Raw genomic sequence first — 14,160 nt, forward strand, 5'->3', positions numbered from 1 at the left:
AGAACTCCCACTCCCCAGGCAAGGCGCTCCCGGCGCCTTTCTCACACACTCGGCTCTAACGCTATCGCGCTGCATAACAACAAGAGCCGCGAAAAAATGACCAGTTTCCAACCTGCTACCGAAAGCCAGACCGGCCACATCGGCGCCCGTCAGGCCCGTGTCGAGGACGCCGCATTGTTGCGCGGCCTCGGCTGCTATGCCGATGACGCTGCGATCCCTCCGGGTACGCTCCATGCGGCGATCATCCGTTCACCCCACGCTCATGCGCGGATCATCTCAGTGGACTTTTCCCAAGCGCTGCTGATGAAAGGCGTGCACGGCGTGTTGGTCGGCGAAGACGTCAAACGCTGGGCGCTGCCGTTTCCGGTGGGTGTGCGTCAGCCGATGGAGCACTGGTGCGTCGCCGTCGACAAGGTGCGTTATGTCGGAGAGCCGGTGGCCGTGGTGATCGCCGAGAGCCGCTATCTGGCCGAGGACGCCATCGAAGGTGTGCGCGTTGAATACGAGCCGCTGCCCCCGATCATCGATCCCGAACTGGCCACTGCCGAACAGGCGCCGATCCTGCACGAAGCAGTCGGCAGCAACGTGGTCAATGAGCGGCACTTTCGTTATGGCGAGCCGGAGCAAGCCTTCGAGCAGGCGCCGCACAAGGTCTCGCTCAAAGTGAAGTTTCCGCGCAGTTCCTGCACACCCATTGAATGCTATGTGGTGCTGGCCCAGTACGAGCGCGCGACCGGCATTTATGACGTGCTGGCCAACTTCCAGGGCCCCTATGCGCTGCACACGGTCATGGCCCGGGCACTGAATGTGCCCGGCAACCACTTGCGTTTGCGCACACCGAAAGATTCCGGCGGCAGCTTTGGCATCAAGCAAGGGGTTTTCCCTTACGTGGTGATGATGGGCCTGGCGTCACGCAAGGTCGGTGCACCGGTGAAGTGGGTCGAGGACCGTCTGGAACATCTTCAGGGGGCTTCCTCGGCGACCAATCGGGTGACCGAAATCGAAGCGGCGGTAGAAGCAGATGGCCGCATCACCGCTTTGCGCTATGACCAGATCGACGATTGTGGTGCCTACCTCAGAGCGCCCGAACCGGCGACGTTCTACCGCATGCACGGCAACCTGACGGGCGCCTACGCGATCCGCCATTTGCAAGTGCGCAACCGAGTGGTGCTGACCAACAAAACCCCTTCCGGCCTGAACCGGGGTTTCGGTGGCCCGCAGGTGTATTTCGCCCTGGAGCGGCTGCTGCAACACATCGCCGTGCAGTTGAAGCTTGATCCGCTGGACGTGATCCGCCGCAACCTGGTGCCAGCCGATGCCTTCCCTTATCGCGCGGCCGCCGGTGCGTTACTCGACTCCGGCAATTACCAGGCAGGCATTGCCCTGGCGGCGGCTGATGGTGGTCTCGACGAGTTGCTCAAACGTCGTGATCAGGCCCGTGCCGAAGGCCGAATCTATGGCATTGGTTATGCCGCAGTCATCGAACCGTCGATTTCCAACATGGGTTACATCACCACCGCGATGACACCCGAGGAGCGGCGCAAGGCCGGTCCGAAAAACGGCGCTGTCGCAACCGCAACCATCAACGTCGGCCCATTGGGTGACGTCAGCGTGCACGTATCCTCGGCGCCGCAAGGGCAGGGCCATCAAACCACCGTCGCTCAGGTCGTCGCCGAAGTGCTTGGGGTTGCGCTGGAATCCATCGTGGTCAACGTCGAACTGGACACTCAGAAAGACGCCTGGTCGATTGCCTCGGGCAACTATTCCAGTCGCTTCGCCGGCGCTGTGGCCGGTGCCGTCTACAAGGCGGCGCTTAAGATCCGTGATCGCCTCGCCGCGATTGCCGCCGAGCAATTGCAGGCCAGTCCCGAAGATATCCGTTTCGCGGGCGGCAAGATTTTTGTGGTCAATGGCGGGGCGGTGGCGCCATTCCATCGGATTGCCGGTGCGACCCATTGGTCGCCGGGCCTGCTGCCGGAAGGTGAAAGCGGCGGCCTGCGCGAAACCGCCTTCTGGAGCCCGCCGCAATTGGTGGCACCGGACGACCAGGATCAGGTCAATAGCTCGCTGTGCTACGGCTTTGTCTTCGACATTTGTGGTCTGGAAATCGACCGCATGACCGGCGAGATCCACATCGATCGCTACGTCACCTGCCATGACGCCGGCCGCCTGCTCAACCCCGCGCTGGTCGATGGCCAGATTCGTGGTGGCTTCACCCAAGGTCTCGGCGCGGCGCTGATGGAAGAGTTCGCCTATGGCGAGGACGGCAGCTTCCTCTCCGGGACCTTCGCCGATTATCTGGTGCCGACCGCGCCGGAAGTGATCGAACCGGTGATCCTGCACATGGAAACGCCATCGCCATTCACCCCGCTGGGCGCCAAGGGTGTGGGCGAGGGCAACAATATGAGCACGCCGGTGTGCATCGCCAACGCGGTGGCCGACGCCCTTGGTCGCTCGGACATCCGTCTGCCACTGACGCCATCGAAAGTACGCACGCTCATCGGGATCGATGAGCCGCCACGGCCCGCCGGCATGGAGCCCGATGAAAATCTGGACGCAGCACCTGGCGGTGGACCGGCACTGCGGGCCAACGACTCGGTGGTGATTCCTGCTTCGCCGCAACAGGTCTTCGATACCTTGCTCGACCCGCAGACGCTGGCGGCGATCATTCCCGGTTGTCACGACCTCGTGCTGGAAGGCGAAAACCGTTACCGCGCAGACGTCACCGTCGGCGTCGGCATGATCCGCGCGCGCTTCGAGGCCAAGGTTGCACTGAGTGATCTGGACCCTCCGCATTCATTGCGTCTGTCCGGTTCCGGCAGCAGCTCTATGGGCTCGGCCCAGGGCCAGGCCAAGGTGCGTTTCGTCGAGCTGGAAAATGGCCACACGCGTCTGGAATACCAATACCAGGTGGCGGTCAGCGGCAAAGTCGCCGCGGTCGGCGGCCGAATGTTGCAAGGGGCCTCGAAAGTGATCATCGGACAAATATTTACTCGCCTGTCGCAACGGGTCAGCGGCCAAGCCATCTCCACCGGCTGGTGGTCGCGACTGCGGGCCTCGCTTGGCGCGCTGTTTGGCAAGGGAGGTGCGCAATGAAACCGGCTGCTTTCGATTACGTTCGGGCTGACTCCCGTCGTCAGGTGGTTGAGTTGCTCGCCGAGTACGGCCAGGAAGCTCGCATCATCGCCGGCGGCCAATCGCTGATGGCGGTACTGAACATGCGTCTGGCTCAACCCAAGTTGCTGATCGATATCAATCATGTGGCTGAGCTGGCCTATATCGAACGGCGCAAGGATTGCCTGGCGGTAGGTGCCGGGGTACGACAGGCGCAATTACTGGCACGTTCGACCCTGATGGACGAGGTGCCTTTATTGGCACTGGCGATGCCCTGGATCGGTCACTTCCAGACGCGTAATCGCGGCACAGTCTGCGGTTCGGTGGCTCACGCCGACCCCAGCGCCGAGTTGCCGCTGTGCCTGGTGACGCTGGGCGGCGAGATCGTGCTCGAGTCGAAAAAAGGCAAGCGCATCGTCAAGGCTGCCGACTTCTTCCAGGGCATTCTCACCACCGACAAGCGCGTGGATGAACTGGTTGTCGAGGTGCGTTTTCCGCTCAAGCGCGAAGGCATCACCTATCGCTTCCGTGAAATCGCCATGCGCCACGGCGACTTTGCAATTGTCTCCCTGGCTGCCGCCATCGGCGCGGACCAGGTCGAACTCGGCATCGGCGGGGTCGCCGACCGTCCGCAACGTCGCAGCCTGCCAAGGGGGGCGGCACTGCCAGACGCGCTCAATCACACCGCCTGGTCGCTCGATGCACAAGACGACGTGCAGGCCAGCGCGGCCTATCGCCGCCAACTGATTCGCGAGCTGGGCCATCAGCTGATCGAAGGAGTCTGAACATGCGTGTAACTGCCGACCAAACCTTTGCGATTCGTCTGGAACTCAATGGCCGCCCCCGCGAAGCGCTGGCTGAACCGCGAACCCAACTCTGCGACTTCCTGCGCCACGACCTCGGTGCCACCGGTGTCCATGTCGGATGCGAACACGGTGTCTGTGGTGCCTGCACAGTACTGGTGGACGGGGTCGCCATGCGCTCCTGCCTGATGCTCGCGGTACAGGGGCACGAGCGGCGTATCGAGACCGTCGAGTCCCTGGCCGACGACGACACGTTGAGCGACCTGCAACAAGCTTTTCGCCGTCATCACGCCTTGCAGTGCGGCTTTTGCACTGCGGGCATTCTCATGTCCTGCGTGGATTTTCTCGAACGGGTGCCCAACCCGGACGAGACCCAGGTACGCGACATGCTTTCGGGGCATCTATGTCGCTGCACGGGCTACACCGGCATCGTCCAGGCCGTGCTCGAAGTCGCTGCCCAGCGCCAAACGAACAAAGGGGTATAACAATAATGTTCGATCTCGGACGCAGCTTCCTCGCTGCCGTTGAACGCCGACCGCAAGCCGTGGCGGTCAGTGACGGTGCGTTGAAGAAAACCTATGAAGACTGGTTCGTCGATATCCAGAGCGCAGCTCGGGGCTTGCAACGCCTGGGTTTGCACCGCGGTGACCGACTGCTGGTGGCGATGCAGAACCGCTGGCAGATGGCGACCCTGCATTGGGCCTGTCAGTTTGCGGGCGTCGTCATGACCCCGTTGAACTGGCGTTCGACGGCCGATGAACTGGGCTACTGCATCGAAGATGCACAAATCCGTGCGCTGGCTTACGACGACGCTACTGTGGCCGCCGTGGCCGGTTGCAGCGCCGCCATAAGGCTGCCACGGATCGCCGCCGGTATCCGTGCCGCCGACACCGACCTGAGTTTCGAGGAACTGTGTTCACAGACGCCCTCAGAAATCATTTTGCAGGCGGACGCCGAAGACTTTTCACTGTTGCTGTACACCTCCGGCACCACCAGCAAGCCCAAGGGCGTGCCGCGTCGGCACCGTTGCGAACGCGCCGCGGCGGTGGCCCACGTTGCGCAAAACCTCTACCGCCAGAGCGAGTGCACGCTGGGGGTCATGCCGCTTTACCACACCATGGGCGTGCGTTCGTTGCTGTCCATGGCGCTGATCGACGGGCATTTCGTCTGCGTGCCGAAGTTCGACGTGGAAGCCACGCTGCAGGCCATCGAGCGGGAAAAGGTCAGCAACCTGTACCTGGTACCGACGCTCTATCACATGCTCATCGAACACCCGGCCTTTGCCCGCGAGCGCGTCGCCAGTGTGGAGAAAATCGGCTTTGCCGGTGCGCCGATGAGCGACGGCTTGATGCGTCGCGTCGAGCAGGCGTTCCAGCCGCAATTGTTCGTCAATCATTACGGCAGCTCGGAGATCTACACCTTCACCATCGACCAGCAAGCCAACCGCAAACCCGGTTCGTCAGGGCGCAGTGCAATGAACCAGCGCGTGCGCGTGGTGCCGATCGATGCTGAAACGGTGGACGTGCAGGTCAACCCATTGGAGGAGGGCCAGATCATCGCCGACCTGGCGAGTGACGAGGCGTTCGAAGGTTACCTGAACCGCCCCGAAGCGACCGCCAAGGCGTTGCGTGACGGATGGTATTTCACCGGTGACATCGGCTACTTCGATCTGGAAGGCGATCTGTTCGTCACGGGGCGTGTCGATGACTTGATCATCACCGGCGGCGAAAACGTCAGCCCGGCAGAAATCGAAAACATGCTCTCTCTGCACCCGGCAGTGGAAGAAGTGGTAGTGGTCGGTCTGCCCGACGAGCAGTGGGGCAAGATCATTGCTGCGTTTATCAAGCTGCGCGCCGAAGTCTCGGAATGCGACCTCGATGCCCATTGCATCGCCTCGGGCCTGGCCAAATTCAAGCGGCCACGGCGTTATCAGTTCATCGATCAGATTCCCAAATCTCCAGTTGGCAAGGTGCTGCGACGCGTGCTGCTGGCCCAATTTCAGGAACAGGCCTTGAAGGCCATCAGCTAATCATCCAGAGGACACTCCCATGCAACAACAAGCGATCCAGCAATTTCTCGACACTCAGTTCGATGGCTTCCAGGTTGAAGTCGATGTGTCCCGCGAGCGCGCCGACATCATCCTCAACCGGGCGCCGTTGAACGTCATTTCCATGGGGCAGCGCGATCAACTGCGCCTGGTCTTTGAAGCCCTCGATGCACACAAAGATGTGCGCGTCATCGTGCTGCGCTCGGTGGGTGAACACTTCTCCAGCGGCGGCGACATCAAGGGCTTCCTCGAAGCGTCGCCGGAGCACGTTTCGAAGCTGGCCTGGAACGTCGCGGCACCGGCACGTTGCGAAAAACCGGTGATCGTCGCCAACCGTGGTTACACCTTCGGCGTCGGTTTCGAACTGTCTCTGGCCTGCGATTTCCGCATTGCTTCGCAAACCACTCGCTACGCCTTGCCTGAGCAGAACCTGGGTCAGATCCCGGGCTCGGGTGGCTCTGCACGCCTGCAGAAAATCATTGGCATCACCCGCACCAAGCACATGGTGATGCGAGCCAAACGCATCACGGGCGACCAGGCCTATGCCTGGGGTATCGCAACCGAGGTCGTGCCGGATACCGAACTGGAAAGCACTGTCGATGCGTTGGTCGATGAACTGCGCCGCTTCTCGCCACTGGCTCAACGCACGGCGAAAAAACTGATCAACGACAACGAAGATGCGCCGCTGACCGTCGCGATCGAAATGGAAGGTCACTGCTACAGCCGCCTGCGTAGCTCCCAGGACTTCAAGGAAGGCGTCGAAGCGTTTCACAGCAAGCGTGCGGCCGTGTTTATCGGCGAGTAAATCGTACCGGCGAGCAGGCCAGGCGGCGGGACTGTCGGTAAGGGCATACGCCACAACGGAACAGGGCCTGCCGCGCCTTCAATGCAACTGAGAGGGCACATCAAGGTATCACCGCTGACCTGCTGACTACCCGCAACCCGCGCACCGGGATGCAGAACGTTTCGATTCACCGCTTGTGTGAGGCAACCATGACTACGACAACAATAATAACTGCATCACCAACCAGTGCCGCTATCGATACACCGCAGATTCCACCGGGCAAGGCCTTGCTGGCGGCATTTGCCTCGACATTCGGCTGGGCGCTGGATTTGTTTGACCTGTTCATTCTGCTCTACGTGGCGCCGATCATCGGCCGCCTGTTCTTCCCCTCGGACACCCCTACACTGTCGCTGGCCGCGGTGTATGCCTCGTTCGCCGTGGCTTTGCTGGTGCGTCCGCTGGGCTCGGCGATCTTTGGCGCGTATGCCGACAAACACGGCCGCAAGCGTGCGTTGATGGTGTCGATGGTCGGCGTCGGTATTTCCACAGCACTGTTTGGCGCGTTGCCGACCATTCACCAGGTTGGGGTGTTGGCCCCGATACTGTTTTTGGTATTGCGGGTGATTCAGGGCGTTTTCGTTGGCGGCATCGTCGCCTCCACTCACACCATCGGCACCGAATCCATCTCGCCGCGCTATCGCGGCTTGATGTCCGGGTTGATCGGTGGCGCCGGTGCCGGCATGGGCGCGCTGTTGGCGTCAGTCACTTATCTGGTGTTGTCGGAGATCTTTCCCGGGGAGGAATTTGACGTCTGGGGCTGGCGCTTCATGTTCTTCTGCGGCCTGCTCAGTACGTTTTTCGGTCTGGTGATGTTCCGTTACCTGGAAGAAACCCCGGTCTGGCAGCAACTGCAACAAGCCCGCAAAACCAAGGGGCCGGCGGTAGTGGTCGTGTCGCCACTCAAGCGTCTGTTCGGTCGCGAGTACCGCGGCGTGATGCTGGTCAATCTGCTGATTACGTTCGGCGGCGGTGCCACCTATTACCTGGCCTGCGGTTATCTGCCGACATTGCTCAACGTGGTCGCCAAAGTGCCCCACACGCAGACTTCGCAGATGCTCATGTACGGGTCGATGGCGACCATTGTCGGAGCGCTGGCCTTTGGTTACCTGAGTGACCTGATCGGTCGCAAGAAGACTTTCTTGCTGCTGGGTGTGATCAACCTGGTGAGCCTGCCCATGATGTTCCTGGGGGGCGCCGAACCGGGTTCGCTGACCCGCACTGCGCTGTATTGCATGGGCATAGGCTTCATGGGCGGGGCGATCATCGCGCCGATTCTGATCTTCCTCAATGAACGCTTTGCCACCGAGCTGCGAGCCAGCGGCACCGGGTTGTCATGGAACATCGGTTTCGCCCTCGGCGGAACCATGCCGACCTTTGTGTCCCTGGTCAGCAGCAGCCCGGCGCAGATACCCATGGTGCTGGCGATTTTCGCCGCCGGTCTGTCGGTGATCTACCTGATCGGCAGCGTGGTGATTCCGGAAACCCAAGGCAATTTCAAGTAAAGGCGGGCAGGTGCTCCAGGAATTCGCAGATCAGTTGCAAGGTCCGCTCGGGCGCTTCGGTCTGGGGAAAGTGCCGGCAGTCATCCAGCAGCACACAGCGGCAGGGTCCGGGCACCTGTCGCTGGATGACCACCAGTTGCTCGGGCGTGGCGTAGTGGTCTTCGCGACCCTGAATCACCAGCAGCGGCTTTTCGATATAAGCCAACTGCGCTTCGAGATCGTCCAGGGAGAAGTCCGGGTGCAACCAGCTGTCGCTCCAACCGTGAAAAGCGCCGTCGACATTGGCCCCATGGTGGCGTGCCAGGCGTTCGCGCAATTCGCCCTGATGCCAAACTTCAGTGGTATGGCGAATGCCATCGAGGCTCTCGGTCTCGACAATCACGTGAGGCGCCAGGGCAATGCTGCCCAACACGCGTGGATCGTTGGCGGCGGCATAGGCGAGGACGATGGATGCGCCGTCACTGTGACCGAGCAAGACCACTTGCGGCAGTTGCAAGGCATTGAGCAATTGCCGCAGTTCACGAGGGCCGTCGCTGCTCAGGTAGTTCAGTGGGCGCGGCAGGGTTACCGGGCTCGATTGCCCGTAACCCTGCCGGCTGTAAGTGACCACACCGCAACCGCTGGCCCGGGCCAGGCGCAGGGGGAAGTCTTTCCATTGGCCGGCGCTGCCGAGGCCTTCGTGCAACAGCACAAGCGTCGGTCGCGATGGGTCAGCCGCAGGCAGTTGGTGATACTCCAGGCGCAGCGGCCCAAGTTGCAAAAATTGTGGTGGCGACATGTCGAATCAACGATTGAACAAGATTGCTCGCAGGTTAACGTAAACGTAACCCTGCATGCAGCACCACGCTTCGCTTGAGGTACAAAAAAACATGCGTCATCTCGATGTTCAGGTGATCGACCAGGCACTGCAATGGGCTCGCACCGGGCAGGCCCAGTGGCTGTGCACGGTGCTCTCCACCTATGGTTCGGCGCCGCGTGCGCCGGGTGCGATGCTGGTGGCCAATGGCACGGGCGAACACGTCGGCTCGCTGTCGGGCGGCTGTGTCGAAGAGGCGTTTCTCGAAAGCCTGGCGCGCGGTGAATTACGCGAACCGGCACAGATCGTCCGTTATGGCGACAGCGTCGAGCAACGCCACCGTCTGCGATTGCCCTGTGGTGGCGTGCTGATCGTGCTGGTCGAGCACCGCGCTGCCAGTCTCGAATGGATTGCGCATCTGGAGAGTCTGCAAGCGGCGTTACTCGGTCAGCGTCGTCTGCTGCGTCATGTCGAGCTGAGCAGCGGTGCCTTGCGCCTGGACGCAGACACCGGGCACGGCAGCGAGCGGGTGCAAGTCGTTGACGAGACGGTGCGCATCAGCGTTGGCCCGGCGTTACGACTGATTCTGGCGGGGCTATCGCCGGTCGCGGAAGTCTGCGCCAGTTTCGCCCGCGCCATCGGCTGCGAAGTCATCGCCTGTGACCCCCGGGAAGAGATGCTGCATGTACAGCTTGAAGGCGTGGAGATGCAACGTGTGCTGCCCTCGATGTTTATCGCCGCCGGAGGTTGCCACGCAGCGACCGCGGTGGTGGCGCTGACTCACGATCCGCGAATCGATGATCTGGCGCTGATGGAAGCGGTGCACACTCCAGCGTTTTACATCGGCGCCATGGGGTCTCAGGCAACCTCGGCCAAGCGCACAGAACGGCTCAAACGCATCGGTGGCCTGACGGATGAACAGATTGCCCGTTTGCACATGCCCATCGGCCTCGATCTGGGCAGCAAGGCCCCCGCGGAAATCGCTCTGGCGGTGGTGGCCGATGTCCTGCGCGTTTATCACGGGAAAGAACGCCATGCCTTGTAAGGCGGTTTTTCCGACGAGCATGGGGGCTGCGAAAGTCGGGATAGACGTTCGTTCATCCGCGCGCGATAGTGGCCAGCCAAGTGTTGCTGAACCATTGAGCGATTGCCGGGGTCGAGAAATAAATAGACGCCGCGATGATCCTTCATTGTGGCCGATAACAATATTGCTTCAAGCGAGCAGAGGAATCTGATGTCGATTGCCCAAAGGGTTTTCCACGGCAGGTTTGGCCGGGTCGCCTTGCTGAATATGGATCGTTCGCTGGTCACCCACACCCATTCCGAATGCCATGTGCTGGTCAAAGTGTCCGGCGAAGATACGTACTTCAACGTCAACGGTCGGCGGGTTCCGCTCAGCGATCGCACGGCGGTGTTGGTCAACGCCTGGGAGCCTCATTTCTATGATCCGCAGCCGGGTGCCGGCGCGACCGTAATCCTGGCGCTCTACATCGAGCCTGCCTGGCTGGCCACTGCCCAGCAGTCGTTGGCGCTCAGCGGCCGGCCAGACTTTTTTGCCCAATCTTGCATCGAGCTGTCGAGTCGCAATCGCACCTTGGCCGACATCCTGGTCGCCGAAGCGCATGGCTGCGGGATCGTGCCGAAAGAGCGTATGGAATTCATGCTGTTCGACTTCTTGATCGAACTGATCGAGGACTTTTCCAGCTGGCGGCATTTGTCGCTACTGGGGGCGCCGAACTCAGCTGAGTTCCGGGACGCGCGGGTGCGTCGTGGGACCGCCTGGTTGCTTGAGCACCTCGATGATCCGAACCCGATCGACAATGCCGCGCGGGCTTGTGGGCTTTCTCGGGCGCACTTCTTTGCGCTGTTCAAGAAAGATACCGGCATGACGCCGACCCTGCTGCTTAACGACGCGCGCATGCGCCGGGCTTTTGCCTGGCTGGAGCGTGAGCGCAGTGGAACGTTGGGCCTGTTGTCGGAGAATCTCGGGTTCTCCGAGCAAGGTCATTTCACACGGTTTTTCCGCCAGCACATCGGAGCTTCTCCCAGCCAGTATCGGCGTGTAGTGGATTGTTATGCGGCCGTTTGAACCGAGAGGAGGGCGGGGGGGTATTGGGCAAGCCTCCCGCCGATGGAGTTAATCTTTAATATTGAGAATTGACGGCGTGTATAGGCTACGGAAGTTATAGGGTGTACTAATTGTCGAGAAAGTCATAAAGCTCTTTCATGCGCTCTTCACGCATCAACTCAAGCTCTTCCTTGGTTTCGGCTACCCACCGCAGAATAAAGTCCCAGCAATCGCATTCGTGAGCGTCTGCTTCTGCTTCAAATGCTTCCTGCAGAAATTTCAGGCGATATTCTTCTGGCGAAAGTCCGCAGTTTTCAGCGAGGCTGTAGTTCAGCTCACTGAGTTCAAGCTGGAGCCATAAGTTGGCGTCCAGGAATTTTTTCAGGGCGAGTTCGGCCCTAAGTTCTTTTGCGATCATGAAGGCTCTCTTGTGGCGTGCAATAGGTAGGGGGTGTTCGAGGTCGGCCCAGCACTAAATCGGGTTATTTCAATTTCCTGCCATCATCCATCCTCTAACGCCATGTTTTTCGCTCAACTCTTTCACGACTCGAGCCGCGTCCTGCTTTTGTTTATACGGGCCGATGACGACAAAGTTGTTTTCTTTACGCGCTACCGGCAACTCCAGCAGCTGAATGGCTTTTACCGCGCGATGGCGGCTGGGTGTGTTCAATGCAATTTCGACCACCCATAGGCCTGATGAAGGCGTGGTTGATGCTTCTTTCCTGGCCTGGAAAATGTAGCCGCCGCACGTCAAGCACGGGCGTTCCAGCGTGATCAGCGAACCTGGTACGGTGCGAAAGACATGCCATCGCGGATCAAAGGTTTTTTTGCGGGCGAATACGGCCAGGAGCAGGCCGGTAATAGTGATCAGACCGCTGAAAATAATCGTCCATTTGTATGACTGTGCGGGCAATGAAGGCAGCGTAACTGGAGTTTCGTCTGGTTTTTCGACCAGGAACTGTACGGCGTCAGCCTCCGTTGAATCGGGTATGTGGGATCCGTTTTTTGCAAGGGGCGTGAGTCCGTCGAAATGTTTTGTATTGAGCTCCGTCGCAACTTTATTGACCGTGTCATCGAGTAGTTGTTCGAGTGTTGTCACTTTTTGCTGGATATATGAATTGTTGACGTTATTTTGACAAATTGGTCCCGTGGACATGTAGGTCCATAGGAGTGCAGATAGTTGCCCAAAAACGCCAGTTATCAGGAAGCCCAAGCCAAGCCTTCGCACAGCGGCCATCTCCAAAACAAGTGAATAGTTATTTATCCCGTTCTTTCTAATAAGCGGGGTTCTATTGTTGATCCTGGGGTGGTCTAAATTCTTGAGCGCGTCAGTGTGCCCAAGCGCCAAAATTAGTTGGCTGCTTTTTTGTTGTTTGAAAGAACATCGGGCTTGCACTTTATAGACTGTTGGTTGACGAAAAAGGCTCAGCTGATCGAAAAAAAACCGTATCAGATGGATTGCAGGATGAGCCATTAAATACTTGTATTTAAGATGAAAGTCGTGGCCAAAGTTCCTTGCTGTTGCAAAGCCGCGACGATTCACCGATATCAATCTGGTGCGTGCAGGTAACGTTTTTTTCGACGTCAAAGTTAACGAATTGCCGAGCAGCGTTCCTGCCGGATGTTCTTGACGCTTAAAAGCGAAACGTGGAGCGCAGCACCAGTATTTGCGAGTTGTTGCCGCCGGCGCTTTTGATCGTCGAACCGATGTCGTAGAACAAATAGTCGAGATCAACGGAAGCGTTAGCGGTCGGCGTCCAGTTGGCGTTGGCCTGATACAGGGTGCCCAAGCGTTTTCCGCTGCTTGTGGTTGTTCCGGGGGCTGTGGTCATGCCTGACGGTAGAATGCGTTCTTGGGAACAATGGTTCAACGGTACCGGCCCTCTGATCGCCATCCTCATCACCGCTCGCGGCATCGACATGCAAACCCATACGCGCTTTCCAGGGACCCGCAAAGGTATAACCGCTGTCGCTGGAAACCGCCCAGGCATCGATGTCGGCGCGGGCTTCAGGAATTACGCGATCAATGCCTGCCGGTGCTCCAGCAGAACGCCGCAGGCCAATGATGAACACTGGGCGATAAAGGTTGAATCGCGCGATGACGCTCTGTTGATACTTCGGACCCTTGGCTTCAACCGATCTTCGCCGGCTGGCGTGATTCGTTGAAGTGGGGTGTTTGTGTTCGGCCGGCTCAAGGTGACCCGGGTATAGGAGGCAGAGTGACGATTTCCAGCGATACGCTATCCAGGCTTTCCAGTGCAGTAGAGGTGTTGGCAACTGCAGAGGGCAGCAGAGGGCATCGCGCCAAGGTGGCATTGAGCTTTTTGTCAGAGATCGACGGGGCGGAGTTTGTAGGTGATCCCGCCGAGGTCCACTGGAATTACATTGAGTCAGTAGCTGAAGCTATCGCTAACGGAACAGCCGAAAAGGGCCTGGTTGGAAGGTATATCAGTGCGATTTGGCTGGCTTTCAGTGCGCATTGTCCTATCCAGGCTCGATAGGTGAGTGTGGGTCAGTCAACGCTCAACGGCGTGGCCTCGGCGGTGCGTGCCTTTGTGCAGGCCGGCTTTGATCGGGAGGCTGTGCTTCTCGGCGCAGTGGCCGGCGGCTCGATCACCGCCGAGCAGCCGGAACAGGGGTGGCCCGTATGAGCCGCTTTGTCACCACGGCCAGGCACCAGTGCGCCACCGAATACCAAGACCCCGACCCGTTCGGGGTTTTATTCGTCTGCAGATGGAAAAAACGAAGCCCCGGCGATTCGTGGTCGTCAGGGCTTCTCATTCCTTCAAGCATCTCAACATGGCGGAATGTGAAAACAAGATAGCAGGCTAACTAATAAGAGTCACGATCAGTCCACTGATTTCAGTATTTTGGGATCGTTTTGATTTTTGAAGAAAGCCCGCGAAGTGCGTAATGCTGTTCACTTAAGCGGAGCAGCCTTACGGTCCACCGGAAATCGGGTTTTTGAAATTTTCACCGTCCTTGG

The 14,160-nt window shown here is 59.5% G+C and carries 15 protein-coding genes; 10 read left to right on the forward strand and 5 right to left on the reverse strand.

Going from position 1 to position 14,160, the window contains the following annotated elements; genetic code table 11:
• The first annotated feature begins 96 nt into the window (after positions 1–96).
• The 6 genes from JQF37_RS21700 (at position 97) to JQF37_RS21725 (ending at position 8,310) form a co-directional block, all read left to right on the forward strand.
• The gene (locus JQF37_RS21700; protein ID WP_130206898.1) at positions 97–3,096 is read left to right on the forward strand and encodes a molybdopterin cofactor-binding domain-containing protein; all 3,000 of its coding nucleotides are present in this window, start codon (positions 97–99) and stop codon (positions 3,094–3,096) included.
• Positions 3,093–3,899 (forward strand): FAD binding domain-containing protein, encoded by an 807-nt coding sequence (locus tag JQF37_RS21705; protein ID WP_130206896.1) that lies wholly within the window; start codon positions 3,093–3,095, stop codon positions 3,897–3,899. Before JQF37_RS21700 ends, JQF37_RS21705 begins: the two co-directional genes overlap by 4 nt.
• A 2-nt stretch (positions 3,900–3,901) precedes the next feature.
• Complete coding sequence (locus JQF37_RS21710) at positions 3,902–4,402, forward strand: (2Fe-2S)-binding protein (protein ID WP_130206894.1); 501 nt, start codon at positions 3,902–3,904, stop codon at positions 4,400–4,402.
• A gap of 5 nt (positions 4,403–4,407) precedes the next feature.
• Positions 4,408–5,946, forward strand: a complete 1,539-nt coding sequence (locus tag JQF37_RS21715; protein WP_130206892.1) for an AMP-binding protein — start codon at positions 4,408–4,410, stop codon at positions 5,944–5,946.
• 19 nt (positions 5,947–5,965) lie between these two features.
• Complete coding sequence (locus JQF37_RS21720) at positions 5,966–6,769, forward strand: enoyl-CoA hydratase/isomerase family protein (RefSeq protein WP_130206890.1); 804 nt, start codon at positions 5,966–5,968, stop codon at positions 6,767–6,769.
• A 188-nt stretch (positions 6,770–6,957) separates the two neighbouring features.
• Positions 6,958–8,310, forward strand: coding sequence for an MFS transporter (locus tag JQF37_RS21725; protein WP_130206888.1), 1,353 nt, complete (start codon positions 6,958–6,960; stop codon positions 8,308–8,310).
• Here JQF37_RS21725 and JQF37_RS21730 read toward each other — a convergent pair.
• A complete protein-coding gene (locus tag JQF37_RS21730) occupies positions 8,303–9,088 on the reverse strand; it encodes an alpha/beta hydrolase (protein WP_130206886.1) in 786 nt (261 codons plus the stop codon). The genes JQF37_RS21725 and JQF37_RS21730 overlap by 8 nt on opposite strands.
• A gap of 91 nt (positions 9,089–9,179) precedes the next feature.
• Between JQF37_RS21730 and JQF37_RS21735 the strand changes: the two genes are divergently transcribed.
• Positions 9,180–10,151: an XdhC family protein gene (locus JQF37_RS21735; protein WP_130206884.1), complete on the forward strand. Its 972-nt coding sequence runs from the start codon at positions 9,180–9,182 to the stop codon at positions 10,149–10,151.
• Positions 10,152–10,340: 189 nt separating this feature from the next.
• Positions 10,341–11,195, forward strand: coding sequence for an AraC family transcriptional regulator (locus JQF37_RS21740; RefSeq protein ID WP_130206882.1), 855 nt, complete (start codon positions 10,341–10,343; stop codon positions 11,193–11,195).
• A 106-nt stretch (positions 11,196–11,301) separates the two neighbouring features.
• Here JQF37_RS21740 and JQF37_RS21745 read toward each other — a convergent pair whose 3' ends face one another.
• The 4 genes from JQF37_RS21745 to JQF37_RS31500 form a co-directional block, all read right to left on the reverse strand.
• Positions 11,302–11,592 carry a DUF6388 family protein gene (locus JQF37_RS21745; RefSeq protein WP_130206880.1) on the reverse strand — a complete coding sequence of 97 codons (291 nt, stop codon included), beginning with the start codon at positions 11,590–11,592 and terminating at the stop codon, positions 11,302–11,304.
• 69 nt (positions 11,593–11,661) lie between these two features.
• The gene (locus tag JQF37_RS21750; protein WP_223272669.1) at positions 11,662–12,717 is read right to left on the reverse strand and encodes an SPOR domain-containing protein; all 1,056 of its coding nucleotides are present in this window, start codon (positions 12,715–12,717) and stop codon (positions 11,662–11,664) included.
• Positions 12,718–12,808: 91 nt separating this feature from the next.
• The gene (locus JQF37_RS31495) at positions 12,809–12,964 is read right to left on the reverse strand and encodes a hypothetical protein (RefSeq protein WP_223272674.1); all 156 of its coding nucleotides are present in this window, start codon (positions 12,962–12,964) and stop codon (positions 12,809–12,811) included.
• Entirely contained in the window at positions 12,918–13,490 is a 573-nt protein-coding gene (locus JQF37_RS31500; RefSeq protein ID WP_223272668.1) for an alginate export family protein, read from the reverse strand. The genes JQF37_RS31495 and JQF37_RS31500 overlap by 47 nt, the downstream gene beginning before the upstream one ends.
• Between JQF37_RS31500 and JQF37_RS21760 the strand changes: the two genes are divergently transcribed.
• Together JQF37_RS21760 and JQF37_RS21765 are read left to right on the forward strand one after the other, a co-directional pair.
• Positions 13,394–13,675 (forward strand): hypothetical protein, encoded by a 282-nt coding sequence (locus JQF37_RS21760; protein WP_130206878.1) that lies wholly within the window; start codon positions 13,394–13,396, stop codon positions 13,673–13,675. The two genes, JQF37_RS31500 and JQF37_RS21760, sit on opposite strands and share 97 nt — an antisense overlap.
• The gene (locus tag JQF37_RS21765) at positions 13,676–13,825 is read left to right on the forward strand and encodes a hypothetical protein (RefSeq protein WP_189340391.1); all 150 of its coding nucleotides are present in this window, start codon (positions 13,676–13,678) and stop codon (positions 13,823–13,825) included. It abuts the gene before it with no gap.
• Positions 13,826–14,160: the final 335 nt, after the last annotated feature.

This window comes from Pseudomonas sp. MIL9 (genome assembly GCF_016887925.1).
Lineage (GTDB): Bacteria > Pseudomonadota > Gammaproteobacteria > Pseudomonadales > Pseudomonadaceae > Aquipseudomonas > Aquipseudomonas mohnii.